This is a genomic window from Mitsuaria sp. MSU3D (genome assembly GCF_056867975.1).
The window spans coordinates 2,628,790-2,648,039 of record NZ_CP200314.1 but is presented as its reverse complement, the minus strand read 5'-3'; the positions used below and the strand labels follow the sequence as shown (position 1 = coordinate 2,648,039).

The following is a 19,250-nucleotide window of genomic DNA, read 5'->3' as shown; positions in this document are numbered from 1 at the left end:
CCGGTGAGGGTCAGGCCTTGAACGGACGCCGTTCGTTCCACCAGCTCAGCACCAGATCACGGGATTCCCCGATGGTCTGCTGCGAGTTGTCCAGTTCGATCGCGTCCGCGGCGGCCTGCAGCGGGGAGGCGCTGCGACCCTTGTCGCGTGCGTCCCGCGCTTCAAGATCAGCGCGCAAGCTTTCGATATTAGCCGAAATGCCCTTGGAAATCAATTGCTTGTAGCGCCGCTCGGCCCGCGTGGCGGCACTCGCGTTCAGGAAGACTTTCAACGCCGCGGCGGGGAAGATCGCGGTGCCCATGTCGCGTCCGTCGGCAACCAGCCCGGGCAGGCGGCGGAAGTCGAGTTGCAGCTGATGCAGCGCGCGGCGCACCGCCGGGTGGGCGCCGACCTGCGACGCCATCAGGCCGGTCGCTTCCTGGCGCAGGTCGCCGGAGACGTCCTCGTCGTCGAGCAGCACGCGGCCGGATTCGAACTTCAGGTCCAGCGTCGGGACGATGGCCGCCACGGCCTCGCCGTCGTCCAGCGAGATGCCCCTGCGCGACGCCGCCAACCCGGTCACCCGGTACAGCGCGCCCGAGTCGAGCACGTCGTAGCCCAGGGCCTGGGCGACCTCGTCCGTCAGCGTGCCCTTGCCGGAGGCGGTCGGACCGTCGATGGTGATGACGGGGATGTCCTCGACGTTCGCGCGGACGACGCCGAACAGCGTCTCGAAGTAGTCCGGGAAGGTCTTGGCGACGCATTGCGGATCGAGGATGCGAACCGGCACGGCCGCGCCCTGTCGATCATCCTGCAGCCCGTTGAACGCGGCCAGCGAGAAACACATCGCCACGCGGTGATCGTCGTAGGTGTGGATGGCCGCCGGCTTCCAGGCCTTCAACGGGTGGACCCGCAACCAGTCGGGACCTTCCTCCACCTGCGCGCCGAGCTTGCCCAGTTCGGCGACCATCGCGGCGATGCGGTCCGTCTCCTTGACGCGCCAGGAAGCGATGTTGCGCAGCGTCGTCGGGCCGTCGGCGTAGAGCGCCATCACGGCCAGCGTCATCGCGGCGTCGGGGATGTGGTTGCAGTCGAGGTCCAGGGCCTTCAGCGGCCAGGCGCCGCGACGGACCTCGAGCCAGTTCGGACCGATCTCGACGCGCGCGCCCATCGCCTGGGCGGCCTCGACGAAGCGGACGTCGCCTTGTACCGAGGTGGAGCCGACGCCCTCGATGCGCAGCGGCGCATCGGTCGCCGCGATCGCGCCGAGCGCGACGAAGTAGGACGCCGAGGACGCGTCGCCCTCGACGTGCACTTCGCCCGGTGAGCGGTAGCGGCTGCCGGCGGGAATGACGAAGCGCTGCCAGTCCTCGTCACGGCGGACCTGCACGCCGAAGCGCGCCAGCAGTTCGAGCGTGATGTGGACGTAGGGCTTGGAGATCAGCTCGCCGGTGACCTCGATGACGACGTCGTTCGCGGCCACGAGCGGCAGCGCCAGCAGCAGGGCGGTCAGGAACTGGCTGGACACGTCGCCGCGCACGCGCACCGGCGCGTCGAGCGTCAGCGTGGCCGGGCCGTTCAGGCGCAGCGGCGGATACCCTTCCTGGCCAAGGCAGTCGATCGGGCAGCCCAAGGCGCGCAGCGCATCGACGAGGTCGCCGATCGGACGCTCATGCATGCGGGGCACGCCGGAGAGCTCGAACGCGCCGCCCTGCGTCGCGGCCAGCAGCGCCAGCGCCGCCGTCAGCGGTCGCATGGCCGTGCCGGCGTTGCCGAGGAAGAGCTTGGCCTCCTTCGTGCGCAGCGTCCCGCCGATGCCGGTCACCGACAGCACGCCGTCGGCGCCGGTCTCGAGCCGGCAGCCGAGCTCGCGCAACGCGGCGAGCATGACCTTCGTGTCGTCCGAATCCAGCAGATCGTGGACGCGCGTCACGCCGTCGGACAGGCCGGCCAGCAGCAGCACGCGGTTGGAGATGCTCTTGGAGCCGGGCAGCGACACGGTGCCCGCGGCACCGCGCAGCGGGGGCAGGTCCAGGAAGGGGATCTTGTACATGGCGCTGTCGCGGCACGCGCGACGTGCCGGCGGAGAGGGGAAGGAGGTTTACTTGGACTTCGACGAGGACGGTGCGGGTGCGCCGAGCTGCCACTGCGCGCGACCCTCGGAGGCCTGGCGGATCATCGCCTCCAGCGCGTGGGGATCGCCCTCGCGGATGGCCTGTTCCATCTGGTCCAGCACTTCGCGGAAGCGTTGCGACTGCGTCAGCAGGTCCTGCTTGTTGGCCATCAGGATGTCGCGCCAGATGGTCGGATCGCTGGCGGCGATGCGGGTGAAGTCGCGGAAGCCGGAGCCGGCCAGGCTGAGGAAGTCGCGGCCCGACGGCTGCTTCTGCACCGAGCTGAAGTAGGCGTAGGCCAGCAGGTGCGGCAGATGGCTGACCGCGGCGAAAGCCTCGTCGTGGTGGTGCGGCGCCATCTTGAGCACCTGGCAGCCCAGCGCCGACCAGAGGTCCGTCGCCTTCTGCACCATCTCCGGCTTGGTCTGTTCCAGCGGCGTCAGGATGACCTGACGGCCCTGGTACAGCGCCGCGTCGGCATGCTGCACGCCGGCGCTCTCCTTGCCGGCGATCGGGTGCGCGGGCACGAAGCTCGAGAACTGCTTGCCCAGCGCGCGCTTGGCCGCGTCGACCACGTCGCTCTTGGTCGAGCCCACGTCCATCAGCAGCACATCGGCGCGGACCAGGTGACGGATCGCCTTGAGCGTCGACTCGGTGGCCGCCACCGGCACGGCGATCAGCACGATGTCCGAGCCGGACACGGCCAGCAGCGCCGATTCCGCGGCGATGTCGATCACGCCCATGCGACGGGCGGTCTCGGTCGTGGACGGGCTCTTGCTGTAGCCGACCACCCGGCGCACGAGGCCGGCTTTCTTCATGGCCAGCGCAAACGATCCGCCCATCAGGCCGCAACCGATCACGCCGAGTTGGTTGTACATCGCGAGAAACCTCTTTCGCTCAGGGCGTCAGCGTCAGGACTTCAGCGGGTAGGCGCCGATGACCTTGTAGAACGCGCACAGCTCCCGCAACTCCGCCAGCGCGGCCGCGACGTGCGGCTGCGACGGATGGCCGTCCAGGTCGATGTAGAAGTAGTACTCCCACTGACCGGTGCGGGCCGGGCGCGATTCCAGGCGTGTCATCGACACGCCATGCTTCTTCAAAGGAACCAGCAGATCATGCATCGCGCCGGGGCGGTTCGCCACGGAGACGATGAGGCTGGTGCAGTCCCGCCCCGTGGCCGGGGGGGTGGCCATGGTCTGCGGCAGGCAGATCACGGCGAAACGGGTTCGGTTGTACGCCTCGTCCTGCACCGCGTGCGCGGTGATGTGCAGGCCGAAGAGCGTCGCCGCGCGCTCGCTGGCGATCGCGGCGTAGGCCGGGTTCTCGGCGGCCAGGCGGGCGCCTTCGGCGTTGCTGGAGACGGCGCGGCGCTCGGCGTTGGGCAGGTGCTTGGACAGCCAGTTCTGGCACTGTGCCAGCGCCTGGGGGTGGGCCAGCACGGCTTCCACGCCCTGCAGCGTGTTCTCCTTGCGCAGCAGGTTGTGGCGGATCAGCAGGCTGACCTCGCCGACCACGTGCGTGGGCGTGTGCAGGAACAGGTCGAGCGAGCGCGTCACCACGCCCTCGGTCATGTTCTCCACGCCGACGACGCCGTACTGCGCGCTGCCGGAGGCGGTCGCGTGGAAGACCTCGTCGAAGCTGTTGCAGTAGATGAGGTCGGCGGCGCCGCCGAAGTACTCGATCGCGGCCTGCTCGCAGAAGGTGCCGAACGGCCCCAGCACGGCGACGCGCTGTGGCGACTCCAGCGCCAGGCAGGCGGACATGATCTCGCGCCAGATCGCGGCGACGTGCTCGCCCTTGAGCGGGCCGGGATTGGCGCCCCTGATCTTGGCGATGACCTGCGCGACGCGGTCGGGGCGGAAGAAGGGCGTGCCGTCGCGGCGCTTGATCTCGCCGACCTGTTCGGCGACATGGGCGCGCTGGTTCAGCAGCGTCAGCAGCTGCGAGTCGAGCGCGTCGATCTGGTCGCGCAGCGCGAGCAGTTCCGGGTCGGCCACCGGCGCCGGAGGCACGGGGGTGCCGGCCGGCTCGAGCGGCTCAGGCGGCGTGGAAGGGGTCGGCGTGTCAGCCATGTCGGGTCTCGAAATCCTTGAGGTGGCTTACCAGGGCTTGAACGCCCTCCAGCGGCATCGCGTTGTAGATCGATGCCCGCATGCCGCCCACCGACTTGTGGCCTTTGAGTTGCAGCAGTCCGCGTTCCCTGGCGCCGGCCAGGAAGGCGTCGTTCAGACGCTCGTCGCGGAGGAAAAACGGAACGTTCATCCGCGAGCGGCAATGCGCCGCCACGCGGTTTTCATAGAGCGAAGAGCCGTCCAGTGCCTGATAGAGCAGGGCGGCCTTGTCGATGTTGCGCTGCTCGATCGCCGCGAGGCCGGTCTTGCCGCCGTACTCGAAGCGCTTGAGCCATTGGAAGACCAGGCCGGCGACGTAGATGCCGAAGGTCGGCGGCGTGTTGTACATCGACTCGGCCTCGGCCACGATCTTGTAGTCGAACGCGGACGGGCAGATCGGCAGCGCATGGCCCAGCAGGTCCTCGCGGACGATGACCAGCGTCAGGCCGGCCGGGCCGATGTTCTTCTGCGCGCCGGCGAAGGCGATGCCGACCTTGGACCAGTCGACCGGGCGCGAGGCCACGTGCGACGAGAAGTCGATCGCCAGCGGCGCGTCGCAGCCCAGCGCGCGGAGGTCGGGCAAGGCCTGGAATTCGATGCCGTCGATCGTCTCGTTGGTGCAGACGTGGACGTAGGCGGCGTCCTTGCGCAGTTGCCAGGTCGACGGATCGGGGATGTCGAGGTAACGACCGCCGGCGGCGTCCAGCTCGGCGGCGTTCGCGGCGATCTTCACGTCGGCATAGCGCCTGGCTTCGCCGGCGCTCTTCTTCGACCACGAGCCGGTGACGACGACGTCGACCGCGCCGCCGCGCGACAGGTTCAGCGGCAGGATGGCGTTCTCGCCCAGGCCGCCGCCCTGCATGAACAGGATGCGGAAGTTCGCCGGGACCTGCAGCAGCTCGCGCAGATCGGCCTCGGCGGCTTCGTAGATCGAGATGAATTCGCGGCCGCGATGGCTCATCTCCATGACGCTCATGCCGGAGCCGTGCCAGTCGAGCATCTCCTCGGCGACCAGGCTCAGGACCTCTTGAGGGAGGGCGGCGGGACCGGCGGAGAAGTTGAACGGGCGGACAGCTTGCATGGAGGCGCGGAGGGAGGACGCGGATGGCAGTGGCGATGACGGCGCGATCGGGATGCGATCGAGCGGTCCGACGAGGGGCGGGGCCCCTCGTCGGAGGGCGATGCCGGATTACTTCTTCGGTGTCGTCGCGGGCTTGTTGGTGTTCAGCTTCGGTGCCGAGGCCGCGCCCGAGGGCGGCGGACCGGCTTCCAGGCCGAGCTGCTTGGCGATGTTCTGCTGCAACGCGGTGAACTTCTCGTCGAGCTGCTTGCCGTTGTCGTCGATCAGCTTCTTCGTGTAGAGGCTCTGCAGTTCCTGCGAGGATTCGGCGAACTTCTTGCTCACCGGGGATTGCAGCCAGGCCAGCAGCTGCTTGAGTTCGTCCTCGGTGAACTTCTCGTCCAGCGCGACGCCCATCGTCGACGGGGCCAGCTTGATGCCCTTGTCGACCAGCGGCTTGGCGTTGTCTTCGAGGAACTTGCGCAGGTCGGCGTCGATCTGCTTGGCGGTGGCTTCGCGCTTGGCTTCCGGCACGTTGCGCAGTGCGGGCGCGGCCTTGGCGGCGAGTTCATTGACCGGACGGCTCAGCACGCCCATGGTCAGCGCCTCGATCGCGGGCCGCTGGATTTCCAGGACCTTCGCGATGACATCCTTCTTGGACTGCGGGCTGTCAGCCTTCTGCGCGAAGACGACGGGGCTCGCCAGCAGCGAGGCGGCGATGGCGCCGGCTTGGATGGACTTCAGCAACAAGGTCATTCCTTCACGTCGGGGGTGGAGTCGCCTGCGTCGCCCGTGGCGTCGCCGGCATCGGAACCGTCGGCGCCGGTGGCGTCCGCATCGGTCGATTCTGTCGATTCAACCGCATCGTTTTCCACGATGCGCTGCAGGCCCGAGAGCTTCGCGCCCTCGTCCAGCGAGATCAGGGTCACGCCCTGCGTGGCGCGGCCCAGTTCGCGGATCTCGGCAACCCGCGTGCGCACCAGCACGCCGGTGTCCGTGATCAGCATGATCTCGTCCTCGGGGCGGACCAGCGTGGCGGCCACGACCTTGCCGTTGCGCTCGCTCTGCTGGATCGCGATCATGCCCTTCGTGCCGCGGCCATGACGCGTGTATTCCGCGATGTTGGTGCGCTTGCCGTACCCGTTCTCGGTCGCGGTCAGCACGCTCTGCGTCTCGTCCTCGGCCACCAGCATGGCGATCAGGCGCTGGTCGGGCTCGAGCATCATGCCGCGCACGCCGCGGGCCTGACGGCCCATCGGGCGGACGTCGTCCTCGTCGAAGCGCACCGCCTTGCCACCGTCGGAGAACAGCATCACGTCATGCTGGCCGTCGGTCAGCGCGGCGCCGATCAGGTAGTCGCCCTCGTCCAGGTCGACGGAGATGATGCCGGCCTTGCGCGGGTTGCTGAAGTCCTTCAGCGAGGTCTTCTTGACCGTGCCCAGCGCGGTGGCGAAGAAGATGAAGTGGTCTTCGGGGAAGGTGCGGAACTCGCCGGTCAGCGGCAGGATGACGTTGATCTTCTCTTCCGGCTGCAGCGGGAACATGTTGACGATCGGCTTGCCGCGCGCGTTGCGCGAGCCTTGCGGCACTTCCCAGACCTTGAGCCAGTACACGCGGCCGCGGTTGCTGAAGCACAGCATCCAGTCGTGCGTGTTGGCGATGAAGAGCTGGTCGATCCAGTCGTCGTCCTTCGTGGCGGTGGCCTGCTTGCCGCGGCCGCCGCGGCGTTGCGCGCGGTACTCGCTCAGCGCCTGGCTCTTGATGTAGCCGGTGTGGGAGAGCGTCACCACCATGTCGGTCGGCGTGATCAGGTCCTCGGTGCCGAGTTCCTGCGCGTTGTGCTCGATCACGCTGCGGCGCGCGCCCAGCTTGGTCTGGCCGAATTCCTGGCGGACCGAGGCCAGCTCGTCGCCGATGATCGTCGTCACGCGGGCGGGCGTGGCCAGGATGTCGAGCAGGTCGGCGATCTGGGCCATCACGTCGCGGTACTCGCCAACGATCTTGTCCTGCTCCAGCCCGGTCAGGCGTTGCAGGCGCATCTGCAGGATCTCGCCGGCCTGGTCGTCGGACAGCTTGTACAGGCCGTCCTCCTGCATGCCGTACTGCGCGGGCAGGCCTTCCGGACGGTAGGCGTTGCGGCCGCCGGCGGTCTCGCCCTCGGCGCGGGACAGCATCTCGCGCACCAGCGACGAGTCCCAGGCGCGGGCCATCAGCTCGGTCTTGGCGACCGGCGGGCTGGGGCTGCGCTTGATGATCTCGATGAAGTCGTCGATGTTGGCCAGCGCGACGGCCAGGCCTTCCAGCACGTGGCCGCGCTCGCGGGCCTTGCGCAGTTCGAAGACGGTGCGGCGGGTGACGACCTCGCGGCGGTGCTCCAGGAAGACCGTGATCAGGTCCTTCAGGTTGCACAGCTTGGGCTGACCGTCGATCAGCGCCACCATGTTCATGCCGAAGCTGTCCTGCAGCTGCGTCTGCTTGTACAGGTTGTTCAGGACGACTTCCGGGACCTCGCCGCGCTTGAGCTCGATCACCACGCGCATCCCGTCCTTGTCGGACTCGTCCTGGATGTGGCTGATGCCCTCGATCTTCTTTTCCTGGACCAGCTCGGCGATGCGCTCGAGCAGGGTCTTCTTGTTCACCTGGTAGGGGATCTCGTCGACGATGATCGCCTGGCGCTGGCCGCGGTCGATGTCCTCGAAGTGCACCTTCGCGCGCATCACCACCTTGCCGCGGCCGGTGCGGTAGCCCTCGCGCACGCCGCTCAGGCCGTAGATGATCCCGGAGGTCGGGAAGTCCGGCGCCGGGATGATCTCCATCAGCTCGTCGATCGAGCAGTCCGGGTTCTTCAGCGCATGCAGGCAGGCGTCGACGGCCTCGTTGAGGTTGTGCGGCGGGATATTCGTCGCCATGCCGACCGCAATACCGGACGAACCGTTGATCAGCAGATTCGGCAGGCGGGCCGGCAATACCAGCGGTTCTTTCTCGCTGCCATCGTAGTTCGGACCGTAATCGACGGTTTCCTTGTCGATATCGGCCAGCATTTCATGGGCGATTTTCGACAGCCGGATTTCGGTGTATCGCATGGCGGCGGCGTTGTCGCCGTCGATCGAGCCGAAATTGCCCTGGCCGTCCACCAGCATGTGGCGCAGCGAGAAGTCCTGCGCCAGCCGCACGATGGTGTCGTACACGGCGCTGTCGCCGTGCGGGTGGTACTTACCGATGACGTCGCCGACGATACGGGCCGACTTCTTGTAGGGCCGGTTCCAGTCGTTGTTCAGCTCGTGCATCGCGAAGAGCACGCGCCGGTGCACCGGTTTGAGGCCGTCGCGGGCGTCGGGCAGCGCGCGGCCGACGATCACGCTCATCGCGTAGTCGAGGTAGGAGCGGCGCATCTCCTCCTCGAGGCTGATCGGCAGGGTTTCCTTGGCGAACTGGGTCATGCGCGTGTGCCGCGCACGGAAGTGCACGGCCTCTGGAGAGATCGGAAGACGATGATTCTAATTGCGCCCGCTTGTCGTGCTTCTGCAACAGGTTCATGAACGGAAGTCGCCACTGCCGTGAGAATGCAGACGTCCTGTTGCCCTATGGCACAATCGGTTCGTCCCTAGGAGAAACCCTTGGTCGGGGAGACTCCTGAGGTTTTAGTTCCGACATTGGACGTTTCGCAGGGCAACTGCGGCTTTCCTTGAGAGGAGAATCATGAAGAAATTGAACCGCGTGGCAGCGCTCTTCGCTGTCGCCGCCGTCGCCACCTCGGGCGCTATGGCCCAAACCGTGGATAACTGGCGCGCAACGGATGGCACCGTTTGGAAGAACGGCACCAACGAGCTGTGCTGGCGCGATGCTTTCTGGACCCCGGCTACCGCTGCCAAGGACTGCGACGGCGCGCTGAAGCCGGTGGTCGCTCAGGCTCCGGCCGCAGCGCCCGCTCCGGCTCCTGCCGCGGCGCCGTCCGCTCCGGCGCCGGTGCCGGTCCCGGTGGCACCGACCAGCGAAAAGGTCACCTACGCCGCTGACGCCTTCTTCGACTTCGACAAGTCGACGCTGAAGCCGGAAGCCAAGGCCAAGCTGGATGACCTGGTCTCGAAGACCGGTGGCATCAACCTGGAAGTGATCATTGCTGTCGGCCACACCGACGGCATCGGCTCTGACGCCTACAACCAGAAGCTGTCGGTTCAGCGTGCTGAATCGGTCAAGTCCTACCTGGTGTCGAAGGGTCTGGAAAAGAACCGCGTCTACACCGAAGGCAAGGGCAAGAAGCAGCCCATCGCCGACAACAAGACCGCGGAAGGCCGCGCCAAGAACCGCCGCGTCGAAATCGAAGTGGTCGGTACCCGCGCCGTCAAGTAAACGGTCCGAGGGCGACTTCGGTCGCCTCTCGACAAACCCCGCCAGCCGTCAGGCTCGCGGGGTTTTTTCATTACGGCGTCATGTCGTGGGCGTGCCCGGGAGGGTGCATGGCGTCGGCAATCTGCGCGATGTCGGGCAGTGGCGCCGCGCTGCTCGGCTACCATTGCGCCCATGGCGAATGTCGATGCAAAAGAGCTCGAGAAGTTCAGCGAGCTGGCCCACCGCTGGTGGGATACCGAAAGTGAATTCAAGCCGCTGCACCAGATCAATCCATTGAGATTGAACTGGATCGACGGGTTGTGCGGCCTGCAAGGCAAGACGGCGCTCGACGTCGGCTGCGGCGGCGGCATCCTGGCCGATGCGATGGCGCGCAAGGGCGCGAACGTCCTGGGCATCGACCTGGCGACGAAGTCGCTGCGCGTGGCCGAGTTGCATGCGATGGAGGCCGGCACGGAGAACGTCGCCTATCAGGAGATCGCGGTCGAGGACCTGGCGGCCCAACGTCCAGCCTCCTTCGATGTCGTGACCTGCATGGAAATGCTGGAGCACGTGCCGGATCCCGCGTCGGTCGTGACCGCGCTGGGGCAGCTGGTGAAGCCGGGCGGCTGGGTCTTCCTGTCGACCTTGAACCGCAACGCGAAGTCCTTCCTCTTCGCGATCGTCGGCGCCGAGTACGTGCTCCGCATGCTGCCCGCCGGCACGCACGAGTACGCGCGCTTCATCCGTCCGTCGGAGCTGGCGCAGATGTGCCGCGATGCCGGCCTGGAAGTGCAGGGCGCCAAGGGGCTGACCTTCAATCCGCTCACGCAGCGGTATGCGCTGAATGCGGATACCGACGTGAACTACCTGCTGGCCTGCCGCCGTCCCGCATGAGCACGGTGATGCTGAACTCGCCGGTCGGCATGCCGGCGCGCACGACCATCCGGACGGTGCTGTTCGATCTCGACGGCACGCTGGTGGACAGCGCGCCTGATCTGGCGGGCGCGACGAACGAGATGCTGATCGCGCGCGGCCTGCCCGAAGTGCCGTTCGAGCGACTGCGTCCGATGGTCGGCGCAGGTGCGCGCGGCATGATGGGCGTGGCGTTCGGCGTGTCCCCGATGGAGATGTCGTTCCCCGCGCTGCGCGACGAATTCTTCGATCGATATGAGCAGCGCCTGCTGCGCGCGACCTTTCCGTTCGACGGCGTCGCCGCGATGCTGCAGTCGCTGTCGGACGACGGCCTGAGCTGGGGCATCGTGACCAACAAGTCCGAGCGTTTCGCGCTGCCGTTGACGCGAGGGTTGGGTTGGGAGGCGCAAGCCGCGGCGGTCATCGGCGGCGACACGACGCCGCACAGCAAACCGCACCCGGAGCCGCTGCTCGAAGCGGCCAGACGTGCCGGCGTTGCGCCGCAGGAATGCATCTACGTCGGTGACGATGCGCGCGACATCCTGGCGGGTCGCGCGGCGGGCATGCAGACGGTGGCGGTGCGTTGGGGCTACCTGGGCGATGGCGAGCCCATCGAGGCCTGGGGTGCGGACCTGGTGCTGGACACGCCGGCGCAACTGATCGAGTGGCTCCGGGCGTCGCGCTGAGCGCGCGCCGATTGGCTCGGCGACACACGCCTGTCGAACTTCAGAAGCGTCTTTGAAAGACTCTTTGTTGAACTTGTCGAGATCGGGCTCTTGAAGTCTGGTCGGCAGGCATAATGTGAGACTTCTCTCTCTGGGGCCGACCTGGTTTCGACGTGGGTACGGATTTGGAGTAGGGCATGCCGAGGGCCAGGCACCTCGTAAATCCATCTGGAACAAACCAACTGCGAACGATCAAACGTACGCTCTCGCGGCTTAAACCCCGCGGACCTCTCACCGGTTGGCCAATGGGCCGGGTGACGGGACGCAAGTCCTGACACAGAGAGGTTATACACATTGGCTGGCTGTTATTCGTGCACCTTGGGTGACGGCGAGATTTAGGGTGCTGGCCCGTCCGGTAGCGTGCTCCTGCGCGACCGGATAGGTGAGAACCAAATCAGAGAGCTAAGCATGTAGAACTGCCCGATGAAGGCTTGCGGACGCGGGTTCAATTCCCGCCGGCTCCACCATCTTCCTGAAAGGGCCCGGACGTTTCGTCCGGGCCCTTTTCATTTTGGGCGGCGAGGGCGGCAGCAGTGGCACGCCATCACGCCGCCGCGCGGGCTCAGCACGAGGCTCCGTGCAGCGTGGGCAACGCGTCGCCGCGTTTGCGCCTACCGCGCCACCGTCTTGCCCGACCGCGCCTTCACCCGCGGCGCCGGCAGGCCCAGTTGCGGCAGCTTCCGGCGCGAGTTCAGCACTGCGTCGATGTCCTCGTTCGCGCCGTCGATCAGCAGGACGATCGCGCGCTCGGCTTTCTGCGGCGAACGCGCGATCACCGCGTCGAGCACCGCCCGGTGCAGCGGCAGCGACGACGCCGGCCCGTCCGGGCGCAGGTTCGAGATCTCGAAGCTGGTGCGCAGCAATGCGTCCAGCGCCTTGCTCATCTGCGCGACCATGCGGTTGTGGCAGGCGCGCAGCAGGCCATGGTGAAAGCGCAGGTCGTGGGTGACGTAGTCGCCGCCTTCCTCCACCGACCGCACCATGCCGGCGTAGGCCGACTCGATCTCGGCAATGTCTTCCTCCGTGGCGCGCTCTGCGGCCAGGCGTACCGCGACCGGCTCGACGAGGCGCCGCAGCTCCTGCAGATCACGCAGGAAATCGCGCGACAGTCCGGCGCGGGACTGCCACCTCACGACGTCGGGGTCGAACCAGTTCCACAGGTCCTCGTTGAGCACCCGCGTGCCGACCTTCGGGCCGGTCACCAGCAGGCCCTTGGCAATCAGCGACTTGACCGCCTCGCGGATCACCGTACGGCTCACGCCGAGCTCTTCGCACAGCAGCGGCTCGGGTGGCAGCGAGCTCCCGACGGGATAGCGGCCCGTGACGATCGCCTCGCCGAGCAGATCGACGGTGCCGCCGTGTACGTTCTTGATCATCGCGAATGTGTGTTCAGAGCGTGGTGATCACGCTGCCGTCGCGACCGGCAAGCCTTTGGTCTGCTCTTCACGACCCCCTTGTCCGCAGTGTAGACCACGGTACCGCGCAGGCCGGGCGCGGTGCGGATGTGACGGCGAGCTCAGCCCAGGCGATGGCCGCTGGCCGAGTCGAACACATGCGCCTTGTCCACGTCGATGGCGAGGTGGAGCGTGTCGTCGGGCCGTGCGGCGGCGCGGCCGTGGATCACGGCGATGACTTGCGCGTCGCCGACCTGCAGCAGCAGCTCGGTCTCGGCGCCAGTGGCCTCGACGACGATGACCTTCGCCGCAATGCCCGAGCCCTCGGACGCCAGATGGATGTCGCCCGGGCGGATGCCGTAGTGCACGGCCTGCCCGTCGCTGCCGCCGATCTGCGGCGGCACCGGCCACCGCGTGCCGGCCGCCAGGACCTCGGTGGCGCCGCCGCTGCCGTGCAGCGTGCCGGGGAGCACGTTCATCGCCGGCGAGCCGATGAATTGCGCGACGAACAGGTTGTCGGGCCGGTCGTACAGATCGAGCGGCGTGCCGATCTGCTCGATGATGCCGTCGTGCATCACGACGATGCGGTCCGCCATCGTCATCGCCTCGATCTGGTCGTGCGTGACGTAGACGGTGGTGGTCCTGAGCCGCTGGTGCAGCGCCTTGATCTCGGCGCGCATCGCGACGCGCAGCTTGGCGTCGAGGTTGGAGAGCGGCTCGTCGAACAGGAAGACCTTCGGGTCGCGCACGATCGCGCGCCCCATCGCGACGCGCTGACGCTGGCCGCCGGAGAGCTCGCGCGGGTGGCGGTCGAGCAGGGTGTCGAGGTTGAGGATCTTCGCGGCCCGGGCGACTCGCTCGTGGATCAGCGCCGCATCGGCCTTGCGCAGTTTCAGGCTGAACGCCATGTTCTCCCCGACCGTCATGTGCGGGTACAGCGCGTAGCTCTGGAACACCATCGCGATGTCGCGGTCCTTCGACTCGAGATCGTTGACGACCTTGCCGTCGATCGTGATCTCGCCGCCGGTGATGTCCTCCAGGCCCGCGAGCATGCGCAGCAGCGTCGACTTGCCGCAGCCCGACGGACCGACCAGCACGACGAACTCGCCCTCGGCGATGTCGACGCTGACGTCGTGCAGCACCTTGACCTTGTTGCCGTAGGTCTTCTCGATCTTGTGAAACCCCACCGTGGCCATGTCTCGTCCCCTCGTCGCTCTGTGGTTGTCGGCGGCGCTTCAGCTCTTCACGGCGCCGGCCGTCAGGCCGCTCACCATGTAGCGCTTGAAGGCGTAGTAGATCGCCGCCGGCGGCAGCGCATAGATCAGGCCGGTGGCCATCAGCAGCTCCCACGGCGAATCGTCGGCGGAGAGAAAGTTGCCGAGCGTGACCGCCAGCGTCACGCTCCTGTCGTTGGACAGCAGCAGGAAGGCGTACAGATATTCGTTCCACGCCAGCAGCAGCGCGTACGTGCCGACCGCGACCAGCGAGGGCACCATCAGCGGCAGGTAGACCAGGCGGAACAGCTGCAGCGGCGAGGCGCCGTCCATGCGCGCGGCTTCGTCGAGCTCCGGGGGCAGCTTGTCCGACGCCTGCTTGAGCACCCAGATGCAGTAGGGCGAGGCGATCGTCACCATCGCGAGGATCAGCGACCACTGGCTGTTCAGCAGCCCGTAGTTGCCCATGGTCTTGTACATCGGCACCGCGAGGAACGCGGCCGGGATGAAGTAGGTGAAGAGGGCGAGGTTCATCACCGTCCGCCCGCCGCGCACCTTGAGCCGGCTGATCGCGAACGCGGCCGAGGTGGCGACGAACAGCGTGATCGCCGCGACCGCCACCGCGATCAGCACCGAGTTGCCCAGCTGCAGCCAGAAGTGGTCGAGGTAGAAGTGCTTCTGTCCGAACACGTTCTCGAAGTTCTTGAGCGTCGGGTGATCGGGCCACAGCTTGCCGGTCGTGCCCTCGTCCTTGGGCGAGATCGCGAACAGCACGAGGTGGTAGACCGGGATGATCGTCCACAGCAGCACCGGGATGCCGATCAGCAGCAGCTTCGCTTCGGTGGTCACCGTCGTCCAGTTCAGCTTCCCGCCGCTCATTTGGACAACCTCTTCATCATGATGCAGACGAGCGGCAGCACGAGCGGCAGCGCCACGACGATCGACGCCATCGACAGATCGATCTGGTCGAGCCGCAGGTAGCGGATGCCCAGGGTCGCCAGGACATGCGTCATGTCGGCCGGGCCGCCGCCGGTCAGCAGGTAGACGCTGTTGAAGTCGCCCAGCGTCCAGATCATCGACAGGATCAGCGAGGTCACGTAGAGCGTGCGCATCGACGGCCAGGTGATGAAGCGGAACTTCTGCCAGCGGGTCGCGCCGTCGACCGACGCGGCCTCGTACTGCTCGGAAGGGATGGCCAGACGCCCGGCGATCAGGATCAGGGTCCAGAACGGCAGCGACTTCCAGATATGCATGAGCATCGAGAAACCGAGCGCCAGCGGCGGGTGGTTCAGCCAGTTCGGGCCGTCCCGCCCGGTGAGCTGGAAGATCAGCGTGTTGATCACGCCCCACTCGGGGTTGAGCATGAAGCGCACCGACAGGATCGTCGGGATCGACGGCAGCGCCCAGGGCAGGATGAAGACCAGCGACAGGATCCGGATCCACCAGCGCTCGGTCACGAAGAAGCCCGAGAGCATCATCGCCACCACCATCTTGATGTTGATCGCGACGATCAGGAACACCAGCGTGTTGAGCAGGCTGCGCAGGAAGATCGGATCGTCGAAGAGCTTTTCGTAGCTGGACGGATGGCGCGCCAGCCACATCCCGTAGCCCAGCGGATAGAGCACGAAGACCACGAAGACCAGGAGGTAGGGCAGCACGAGCATGCGCCCCCAGAACTGCCAGCGGTCTGGCGTTCGTCCCGGGCGCGTGCCCGCGCCGGCCGGATCGGCACTCATCGGGGCGCTCACATCGGCACTCATCTCGGCACTCATCTCGGCGCTCACATCGGCGCTCATCTCGGCGCCGCCACCGCCGCGATCGGCGCCGCGGTCGGCGTCGCGACCACCTTGATGCGCGCGATCATCTCGTCGACGGCCTGGTCGACCGGCACCTTCTCGTTGAGGACGCGGTTCATCGCCTTGGCCCAGACGTTCTCGTTGTTCAGCACCGTGAACTTGTAGTTCTTCGTGAACTCGAACGTGACCGTGCCGGCCATGAACTGATCGTGGACCGATTGGCGATGGGCGTCGGCCTTCCAGAATGCGCTCTGCTGCGCCGTCCTGGTGACCGGGAACCAGCGGCCCAGCGCGCCTTCGACATAGGGCGTCAGGTTCTGCTCTTCGAGCAGGAAGGCGACGAACTGCTTGGCCGCGGCCTTGTTCTTTGCCTCCTTGAACACCACGCCGGTCTTCACCGCCGCGCGGTAGACCATCTTCGAGCCGTCGGGCTTGGCGGGGAACCCCGCGGTGCGGATCCGCTGCGTGTAGTTCTTCTTCGCCGTGGCGCGCTGCTCGTCGCTGAGCATGGCGTTGTTCATGTCGTCCAGCCACTTGGCGGCGATCGAGATCGTCGCGTTGTGCGTCATCACGGTCGTCCTGTTGTGGAACGCGACGTTGTTGTCCGGGTCCTTCCAGCTCGTGCTCGAAGGCGGCGAGCATCCCTTGCTGTAGACCTGGGTGTAGTCGGTCATCGCGCGGATCAGCCCCTGGCGCACGGTCGGGTCGTCGATCAGCAGCTTGCCGCTGTCGTTGACGAGCTTGACGTTGTAGGCGTCCATGAAGGTCAGGAACGAGTAGAACGAGTCGCTCGAATCCACGCCCAGCGGCATGCCGATGCCGAACACGCGCGAACCGGTCTTGGCGCGGTACGCGGGTTGGACCCTGTCGCACCAGAAGCTCCAGAAGTCCTTCCAGACGGTCGGGATGTCCGACTCCTTGAAGCCTGCTTCGGCGAGCATGTCGACCCAGAACTCGATGTGCATCGTCTGCTGCTTGATCGGGAACGCGTAGTACGCGCGCTTCCTCTCCTGGTCGTTGTACAGGAACGTGGTCTCGACCGTGTTCGGCGCGAAGCGCGCGCGGATCGGGTCGATCACGCTGCTGATGTCCTCGAGCTTGCCGTCGAAGGCCCACTTGCCCGTGACCTGCAGGTCGAAGAGGTCGCCATAGGACACGTCCGGCGGGTTGCCGGAGTCGAGTGCGGACACGATCTTGGGGATCATGTCGTGCAGCGGGTACAGCGACAACTCGACCTTGATGTCCCTGTGCTTCTCCTCGAATTTCCTGATCGCGGCGAAGAGCGCGTCGTCCTCGGCCTTGTAGAAGCCCTTGACCCACCAGACGGTGAGCTTTTCCTGCGCGAAGACCGGACCGGTGGCAACGAGGCAGGCGCCGGCGAGCGCGACCGTCATCCATGTTCTGAGCTGCATGTGCTTGTCTCCTGTGGAAGGGCCCAATCTGTCGAGGGCTAGTAGTATCGTATGATGATTGACTGGATCGGACTGCCGGGAAATACCCGGATGGCGGCGCCGATCGGACCGCCTCAGGCGGTGCCGGCCGCCCGCGCGACCGCCCGGGGATCGACCCCGAGCTGGCGTGCGCTCTCGAGGATCTGCCCCCACGTCGTCGCATCGACCGGCACGCCGTCGCGCAGCCGGCGCACGCGCGATTCGCGTTCGGGCTCGCCGGCCAGCCGGATCTTGTCGACGCCTTCACGCGGCGGCGACGCGAGCGCCCAGTCGGTGAACGCCAGCACCTCGCGCTCGAAGGCCGCGCGGTCGCCGAGCGCCGCCGGGTCGATCAGCACCGAGAGCATGCCGTTGAGCACGCGCCGCTGGCCGGTGTCGCCGCCGTGCTGCGCGAGGCCCGCGGCGAGCGCGCCGCCGAGCAGTTCGCACAGCATCGCCAGGCCGTAGCCCTTGTGCGCGCCGAAGGGGAGGATCGCGCCGAAGGGCTCGATCACCGAGTAGCGCGGATCGCGCGTGGGCCGTCCGATGTCGTCGATCAGGATGCCCGGCTCGAGCAGCTCGCCCTTGTTGTGCGCGACGCGGGTCTTGCCCTGCGCCAGCAGGCTGGTCGCGAAGTCGAGGATCATCGGCGGGCGGCCCGGCATCGGCACGCCGGCGGCGAACGGGTTGGTGCCGAAACGCGCATCGCTGCCACCGAACGGCGCGACGATGCAGCGCGAGATCACGTTGACGAAGTGGAGCGACACCAGGCCCGCCTCGGCCGCCAGCTCCGCCCAGGCGCCGATGCGACCCAGGTGGTGCGAGTTGCCGAGCGCCACGATGCAGCAGCCGCATTGCCTGGCCCGTGCGATGCCCAGCGCCATCGCCTCGCGTCCGATCACCTGGCCGAAACCGGCCCCGCCGTCGAGCCGCAGCATCGCGCCGGCGTCGAGCAGCGTGCGCACATGGGCGTTGGGGTTGAGGCCGGATTCCTGGTACGCCCCGGCGTAACGCGGCAGGATGCCGATGCCATGGGAGTCGTGACCAGTCAGATTGGCGTCGACGAGGTGGGTGGCGACCACGTCGATCTCGTCGTCGCTGCTGCCGAAGCCGGCGACGATCAGCCGCACGGCGCTGAGCAGCCGCGTCGCGTCGATGGTCAGCATCCCGCTCATGGTTGACATTCCGGCACCGGCGAGATCGGCGGCCTGCCGCCGAGGCGCGCCTGCAGGTTGGCGACCACGAGGTCGGCCATCGCCTGGCGTGTCTGGGTGGTGGCGCTGCCGATGTGCGGCGAGAGCACCACGCGGGGGATCGCGCGCAGGCGCTCGGACACGTCCGGCTCGCGCTCGAACACGTCGAGCCCGGCGCCGCCGATCACGCCGCGCTCCAGCGCGTCGATCAGCGCCGCTTCATCGACGACCGAGCCGCGCGCCACGTTGATCAGAATGCCCTTGTCGCCCAGCGCGGCGAGCGCCTCGGCGTTGATCAGATGGCGCGTCGCGGCGCCGCCCGGCGTGATGACGACGAGAAAGTCGCTCTCGGCGGCCAGCGCCACGGGGTCGGCGAGGTAGCGGTGCGTGACCCCCGCCCGCGGGCTGCGCGAGGTGTACGCGATCGACATGCCGAACGCCGCGGCACGGTGCGCGATGGCCTGTCCGATGCGCCCCATGCCGACCAGCCCGAGCCGCGCGCCCGACATCTTGCGGCCCAGCGGCATCGGCCCGCTCGCCGCCCATTGGCCGCTGCGCACATGGCGGTCGGCCGCGGGCAACTGGCGAGCGGCCGACAGCATCAAGCCGATCGCGAGGTCGGCGACGTCGTCGTTCAACACGTCGGGCGTGTGCGTGACGACCGCGCCGCGCGCCTTTGCGGCCGCAACGTCGACGCCGTCGTAGCCGACCCCCATCACCGAGATGATTTCGAGTCTGGGCAACTGGGCGATCAGCTCGGCGGGGATCTTGGACTCGCCGTTGGCGGCGATCGCGCGGATCGTCGGTGCGACGGCCGCGAACGCGGTGGGGTCGGTCTCGTGCAGGCGATCGTGCACGGCAAAGGCGGCGTCGAGTTTCGGCACGAGCAAGGACGACAGTCTGGCGGCGGTGAGCAGCGGAATGGCGGCGGGCATGGGTGATTCCTCGGAATGACACGACAGGTTGACGTTCAATCGTCATACCATAATACTG

The 19,250-nt window shown here is 67.3% G+C and carries 16 protein-coding genes and 1 other RNA gene; 4 read left to right on the top strand and 13 right to left on the bottom strand.

Annotated elements, in window-relative coordinates:
- Positions 1-10: 10 nt before the first annotated feature.
- The 6 genes from AC1VNM_RS11665 to gyrA all read right to left on the bottom strand — a co-directional run bounded on the left by AC1VNM_RS11665 (position 11) and on the right by gyrA (position 8,704).
- Positions 11-2,032 (bottom strand): bifunctional 3-phosphoshikimate 1-carboxyvinyltransferase/cytidylate kinase, encoded by a 2,022-nt coding sequence (locus AC1VNM_RS11665; protein ID WP_483107024.1) that lies wholly within the window; start codon positions 2,030-2,032, stop codon positions 11-13.
- A 48-nt stretch (positions 2,033-2,080) separates the two neighbouring features.
- Positions 2,081-2,971, bottom strand: coding sequence for a prephenate dehydrogenase (locus AC1VNM_RS11660; protein WP_377153596.1), 891 nt, complete (start codon positions 2,969-2,971; stop codon positions 2,081-2,083).
- Positions 2,972-3,004: 33 nt separating this feature from the next.
- On the bottom strand, positions 3,005-4,165 hold the full coding sequence (gene pheA, locus AC1VNM_RS11655; RefSeq protein WP_431104379.1) for a prephenate dehydratase: 1,161 nt from the start codon (positions 4,163-4,165) through the stop codon (positions 3,005-3,007).
- Entirely contained in the window at positions 4,158-5,285 is a 1,128-nt protein-coding gene (gene serC / locus AC1VNM_RS11650) for a 3-phosphoserine/phosphohydroxythreonine transaminase (protein WP_483107023.1), read from the bottom strand. Before serC ends, pheA begins: the two co-directional genes overlap by 8 nt.
- Before the next feature lie 108 nt (positions 5,286-5,393).
- Positions 5,394-6,011, bottom strand: coding sequence for a DUF2059 domain-containing protein (locus AC1VNM_RS11645; RefSeq protein ID WP_377153602.1), 618 nt, complete (start codon positions 6,009-6,011; stop codon positions 5,394-5,396).
- A 5-nt stretch (positions 6,012-6,016) separates the two neighbouring features.
- Positions 6,017-8,704, bottom strand: a complete 2,688-nt coding sequence (gyrA, locus tag AC1VNM_RS11640) for a DNA gyrase subunit A (protein ID WP_483107022.1) — start codon at positions 8,702-8,704, stop codon at positions 6,017-6,019.
- A gap of 259 nt (positions 8,705-8,963) precedes the next feature.
- Here gyrA and ompA point away from each other — a divergent pair, with 259 nt between their 5' ends.
- The 4 genes from ompA to ssrA all read left to right on the top strand — a co-directional run bounded on the left by ompA (position 8,964) and on the right by ssrA (position 11,697).
- Positions 8,964-9,614 carry an outer membrane protein OmpA gene (ompA, locus tag AC1VNM_RS11635; RefSeq protein WP_377153604.1) on the top strand — a complete coding sequence of 217 codons (651 nt, stop codon included), beginning with the start codon at positions 8,964-8,966 and terminating at the stop codon, positions 9,612-9,614.
- A 171-nt stretch (positions 9,615-9,785) separates the two neighbouring features.
- A complete protein-coding gene (gene ubiG, locus AC1VNM_RS11630; protein ID WP_377153607.1) occupies positions 9,786-10,487 on the top strand; it encodes a bifunctional 2-polyprenyl-6-hydroxyphenol methylase/3-demethylubiquinol 3-O-methyltransferase UbiG in 702 nt (233 codons plus the stop codon).
- On the top strand, positions 10,484-11,191 hold the full coding sequence (gene gph, locus AC1VNM_RS11625) for a phosphoglycolate phosphatase (RefSeq protein WP_483107021.1): 708 nt from the start codon (positions 10,484-10,486) through the stop codon (positions 11,189-11,191). Before ubiG ends, gph begins: the two co-directional genes overlap by 4 nt.
- A 132-nt stretch (positions 11,192-11,323) precedes the next feature.
- Positions 11,324-11,697: a transfer-messenger RNA gene (ssrA, locus tag AC1VNM_RS11620) on the top strand.
- A 144-nt stretch (positions 11,698-11,841) separates the two neighbouring features.
- On the opposite strand, the gene AC1VNM_RS11615 is transcribed toward ssrA, so the two are convergent.
- From AC1VNM_RS11615 to AC1VNM_RS11585, 7 genes are all read right to left on the bottom strand, one after another.
- Entirely contained in the window at positions 11,842-12,606 is a 765-nt protein-coding gene (locus AC1VNM_RS11615; RefSeq protein ID WP_377153720.1) for a FadR/GntR family transcriptional regulator, read from the bottom strand.
- Between the two features lie 140 nt (positions 12,607-12,746).
- Complete coding sequence (locus AC1VNM_RS11610) at positions 12,747-13,820, bottom strand: ABC transporter ATP-binding protein (RefSeq protein ID WP_483107020.1); 1,074 nt, start codon at positions 13,818-13,820, stop codon at positions 12,747-12,749.
- Between the two features lie 39 nt (positions 13,821-13,859).
- Positions 13,860-14,717 carry a carbohydrate ABC transporter permease gene (locus tag AC1VNM_RS11605; protein ID WP_377153726.1) on the bottom strand — a complete coding sequence of 286 codons (858 nt, stop codon included), beginning with the start codon at positions 14,715-14,717 and terminating at the stop codon, positions 13,860-13,862.
- Positions 14,714-15,574, bottom strand: coding sequence for a carbohydrate ABC transporter permease (locus AC1VNM_RS11600; protein WP_377161855.1), 861 nt, complete (start codon positions 15,572-15,574; stop codon positions 14,714-14,716). Before AC1VNM_RS11600 ends, AC1VNM_RS11605 begins: the two co-directional genes overlap by 4 nt.
- Positions 15,575-15,630: 56 nt before the next feature.
- Complete coding sequence (locus tag AC1VNM_RS11595) at positions 15,631-17,046, bottom strand: ABC transporter substrate-binding protein (RefSeq protein ID WP_377153729.1); 1,416 nt, start codon at positions 17,044-17,046, stop codon at positions 15,631-15,633.
- Positions 17,047-17,159: 113 nt separating this feature from the next.
- Positions 17,160-18,239, bottom strand: a complete 1,080-nt coding sequence (locus tag AC1VNM_RS11590) for a malate/lactate/ureidoglycolate dehydrogenase (protein WP_483107019.1) — start codon at positions 18,237-18,239, stop codon at positions 17,160-17,162.
- The gene (locus AC1VNM_RS11585; protein ID WP_483107018.1) at positions 18,236-19,192 is read right to left on the bottom strand and encodes a 2-hydroxyacid dehydrogenase; all 957 of its coding nucleotides are present in this window, start codon (positions 19,190-19,192) and stop codon (positions 18,236-18,238) included. Before AC1VNM_RS11585 ends, AC1VNM_RS11590 begins: the two co-directional genes overlap by 4 nt.
- Positions 19,193-19,250 lie beyond the last annotated feature (58 nt).

Bases quoted from the DNA above. Each gene is read 5' to 3' on its own strand.
- gph (WP_483107021.1), top strand. From the start codon at position 10,484: ATGAGCACGGTGATGCTGAACTCGCCGGTCGGCATGCCGGCGCGCACG.
- AC1VNM_RS11610 (WP_483107020.1), bottom strand. From the start codon at position 13,820: ATGGCCACGGTGGGGTTTCACAAGATCGAGAAGACCTACGGCAACAAG.
- pheA (WP_431104379.1), bottom strand. From the start codon at position 4,165: ATGGCTGACACGCCGACCCCTTCCACGCCGCCTGAGCCGCTCGAGCCG.
- ubiG (WP_377153607.1), top strand. From the start codon at position 9,786: ATGGCGAATGTCGATGCAAAAGAGCTCGAGAAGTTCAGCGAGCTGGCC.
- AC1VNM_RS11590 (WP_483107019.1), bottom strand. From the start codon at position 18,239: ATGAGCGGGATGCTGACCATCGACGCGACGCGGCTGCTCAGCGCCGTG.
- AC1VNM_RS11585 (WP_483107018.1), bottom strand. From the start codon at position 19,192: ATGCCCGCCGCCATTCCGCTGCTCACCGCCGCCAGACTGTCGTCCTTG.
- gyrA (WP_483107022.1), bottom strand. From the start codon at position 8,704: ATGACCCAGTTCGCCAAGGAAACCCTGCCGATCAGCCTCGAGGAGGAG.
- ompA (WP_377153604.1), top strand. From the start codon at position 8,964: ATGAAGAAATTGAACCGCGTGGCAGCGCTCTTCGCTGTCGCCGCCGTC.
- AC1VNM_RS11595 (WP_377153729.1), bottom strand. From the start codon at position 17,046: ATGCAGCTCAGAACATGGATGACGGTCGCGCTCGCCGGCGCCTGCCTC.
- AC1VNM_RS11600 (WP_377161855.1), bottom strand. From the start codon at position 15,574: ATGAGTGCCGATCCGGCCGGCGCGGGCACGCGCCCGGGACGAACGCCA.
- serC (WP_483107023.1), bottom strand. From the start codon at position 5,285: ATGCAAGCTGTCCGCCCGTTCAACTTCTCCGCCGGTCCCGCCGCCCTC.
- AC1VNM_RS11605 (WP_377153726.1), bottom strand. From the start codon at position 14,717: ATGAGCGGCGGGAAGCTGAACTGGACGACGGTGACCACCGAAGCGAAG.
- AC1VNM_RS11665 (WP_483107024.1), bottom strand. From the start codon at position 2,032: ATGTACAAGATCCCCTTCCTGGACCTGCCCCCGCTGCGCGGTGCCGCG.
- AC1VNM_RS11615 (WP_377153720.1), bottom strand. From the start codon at position 12,606: ATGATCAAGAACGTACACGGCGGCACCGTCGATCTGCTCGGCGAGGCG.
- AC1VNM_RS11660 (WP_377153596.1), bottom strand. From the start codon at position 2,971: ATGTACAACCAACTCGGCGTGATCGGTTGCGGCCTGATGGGCGGATCG.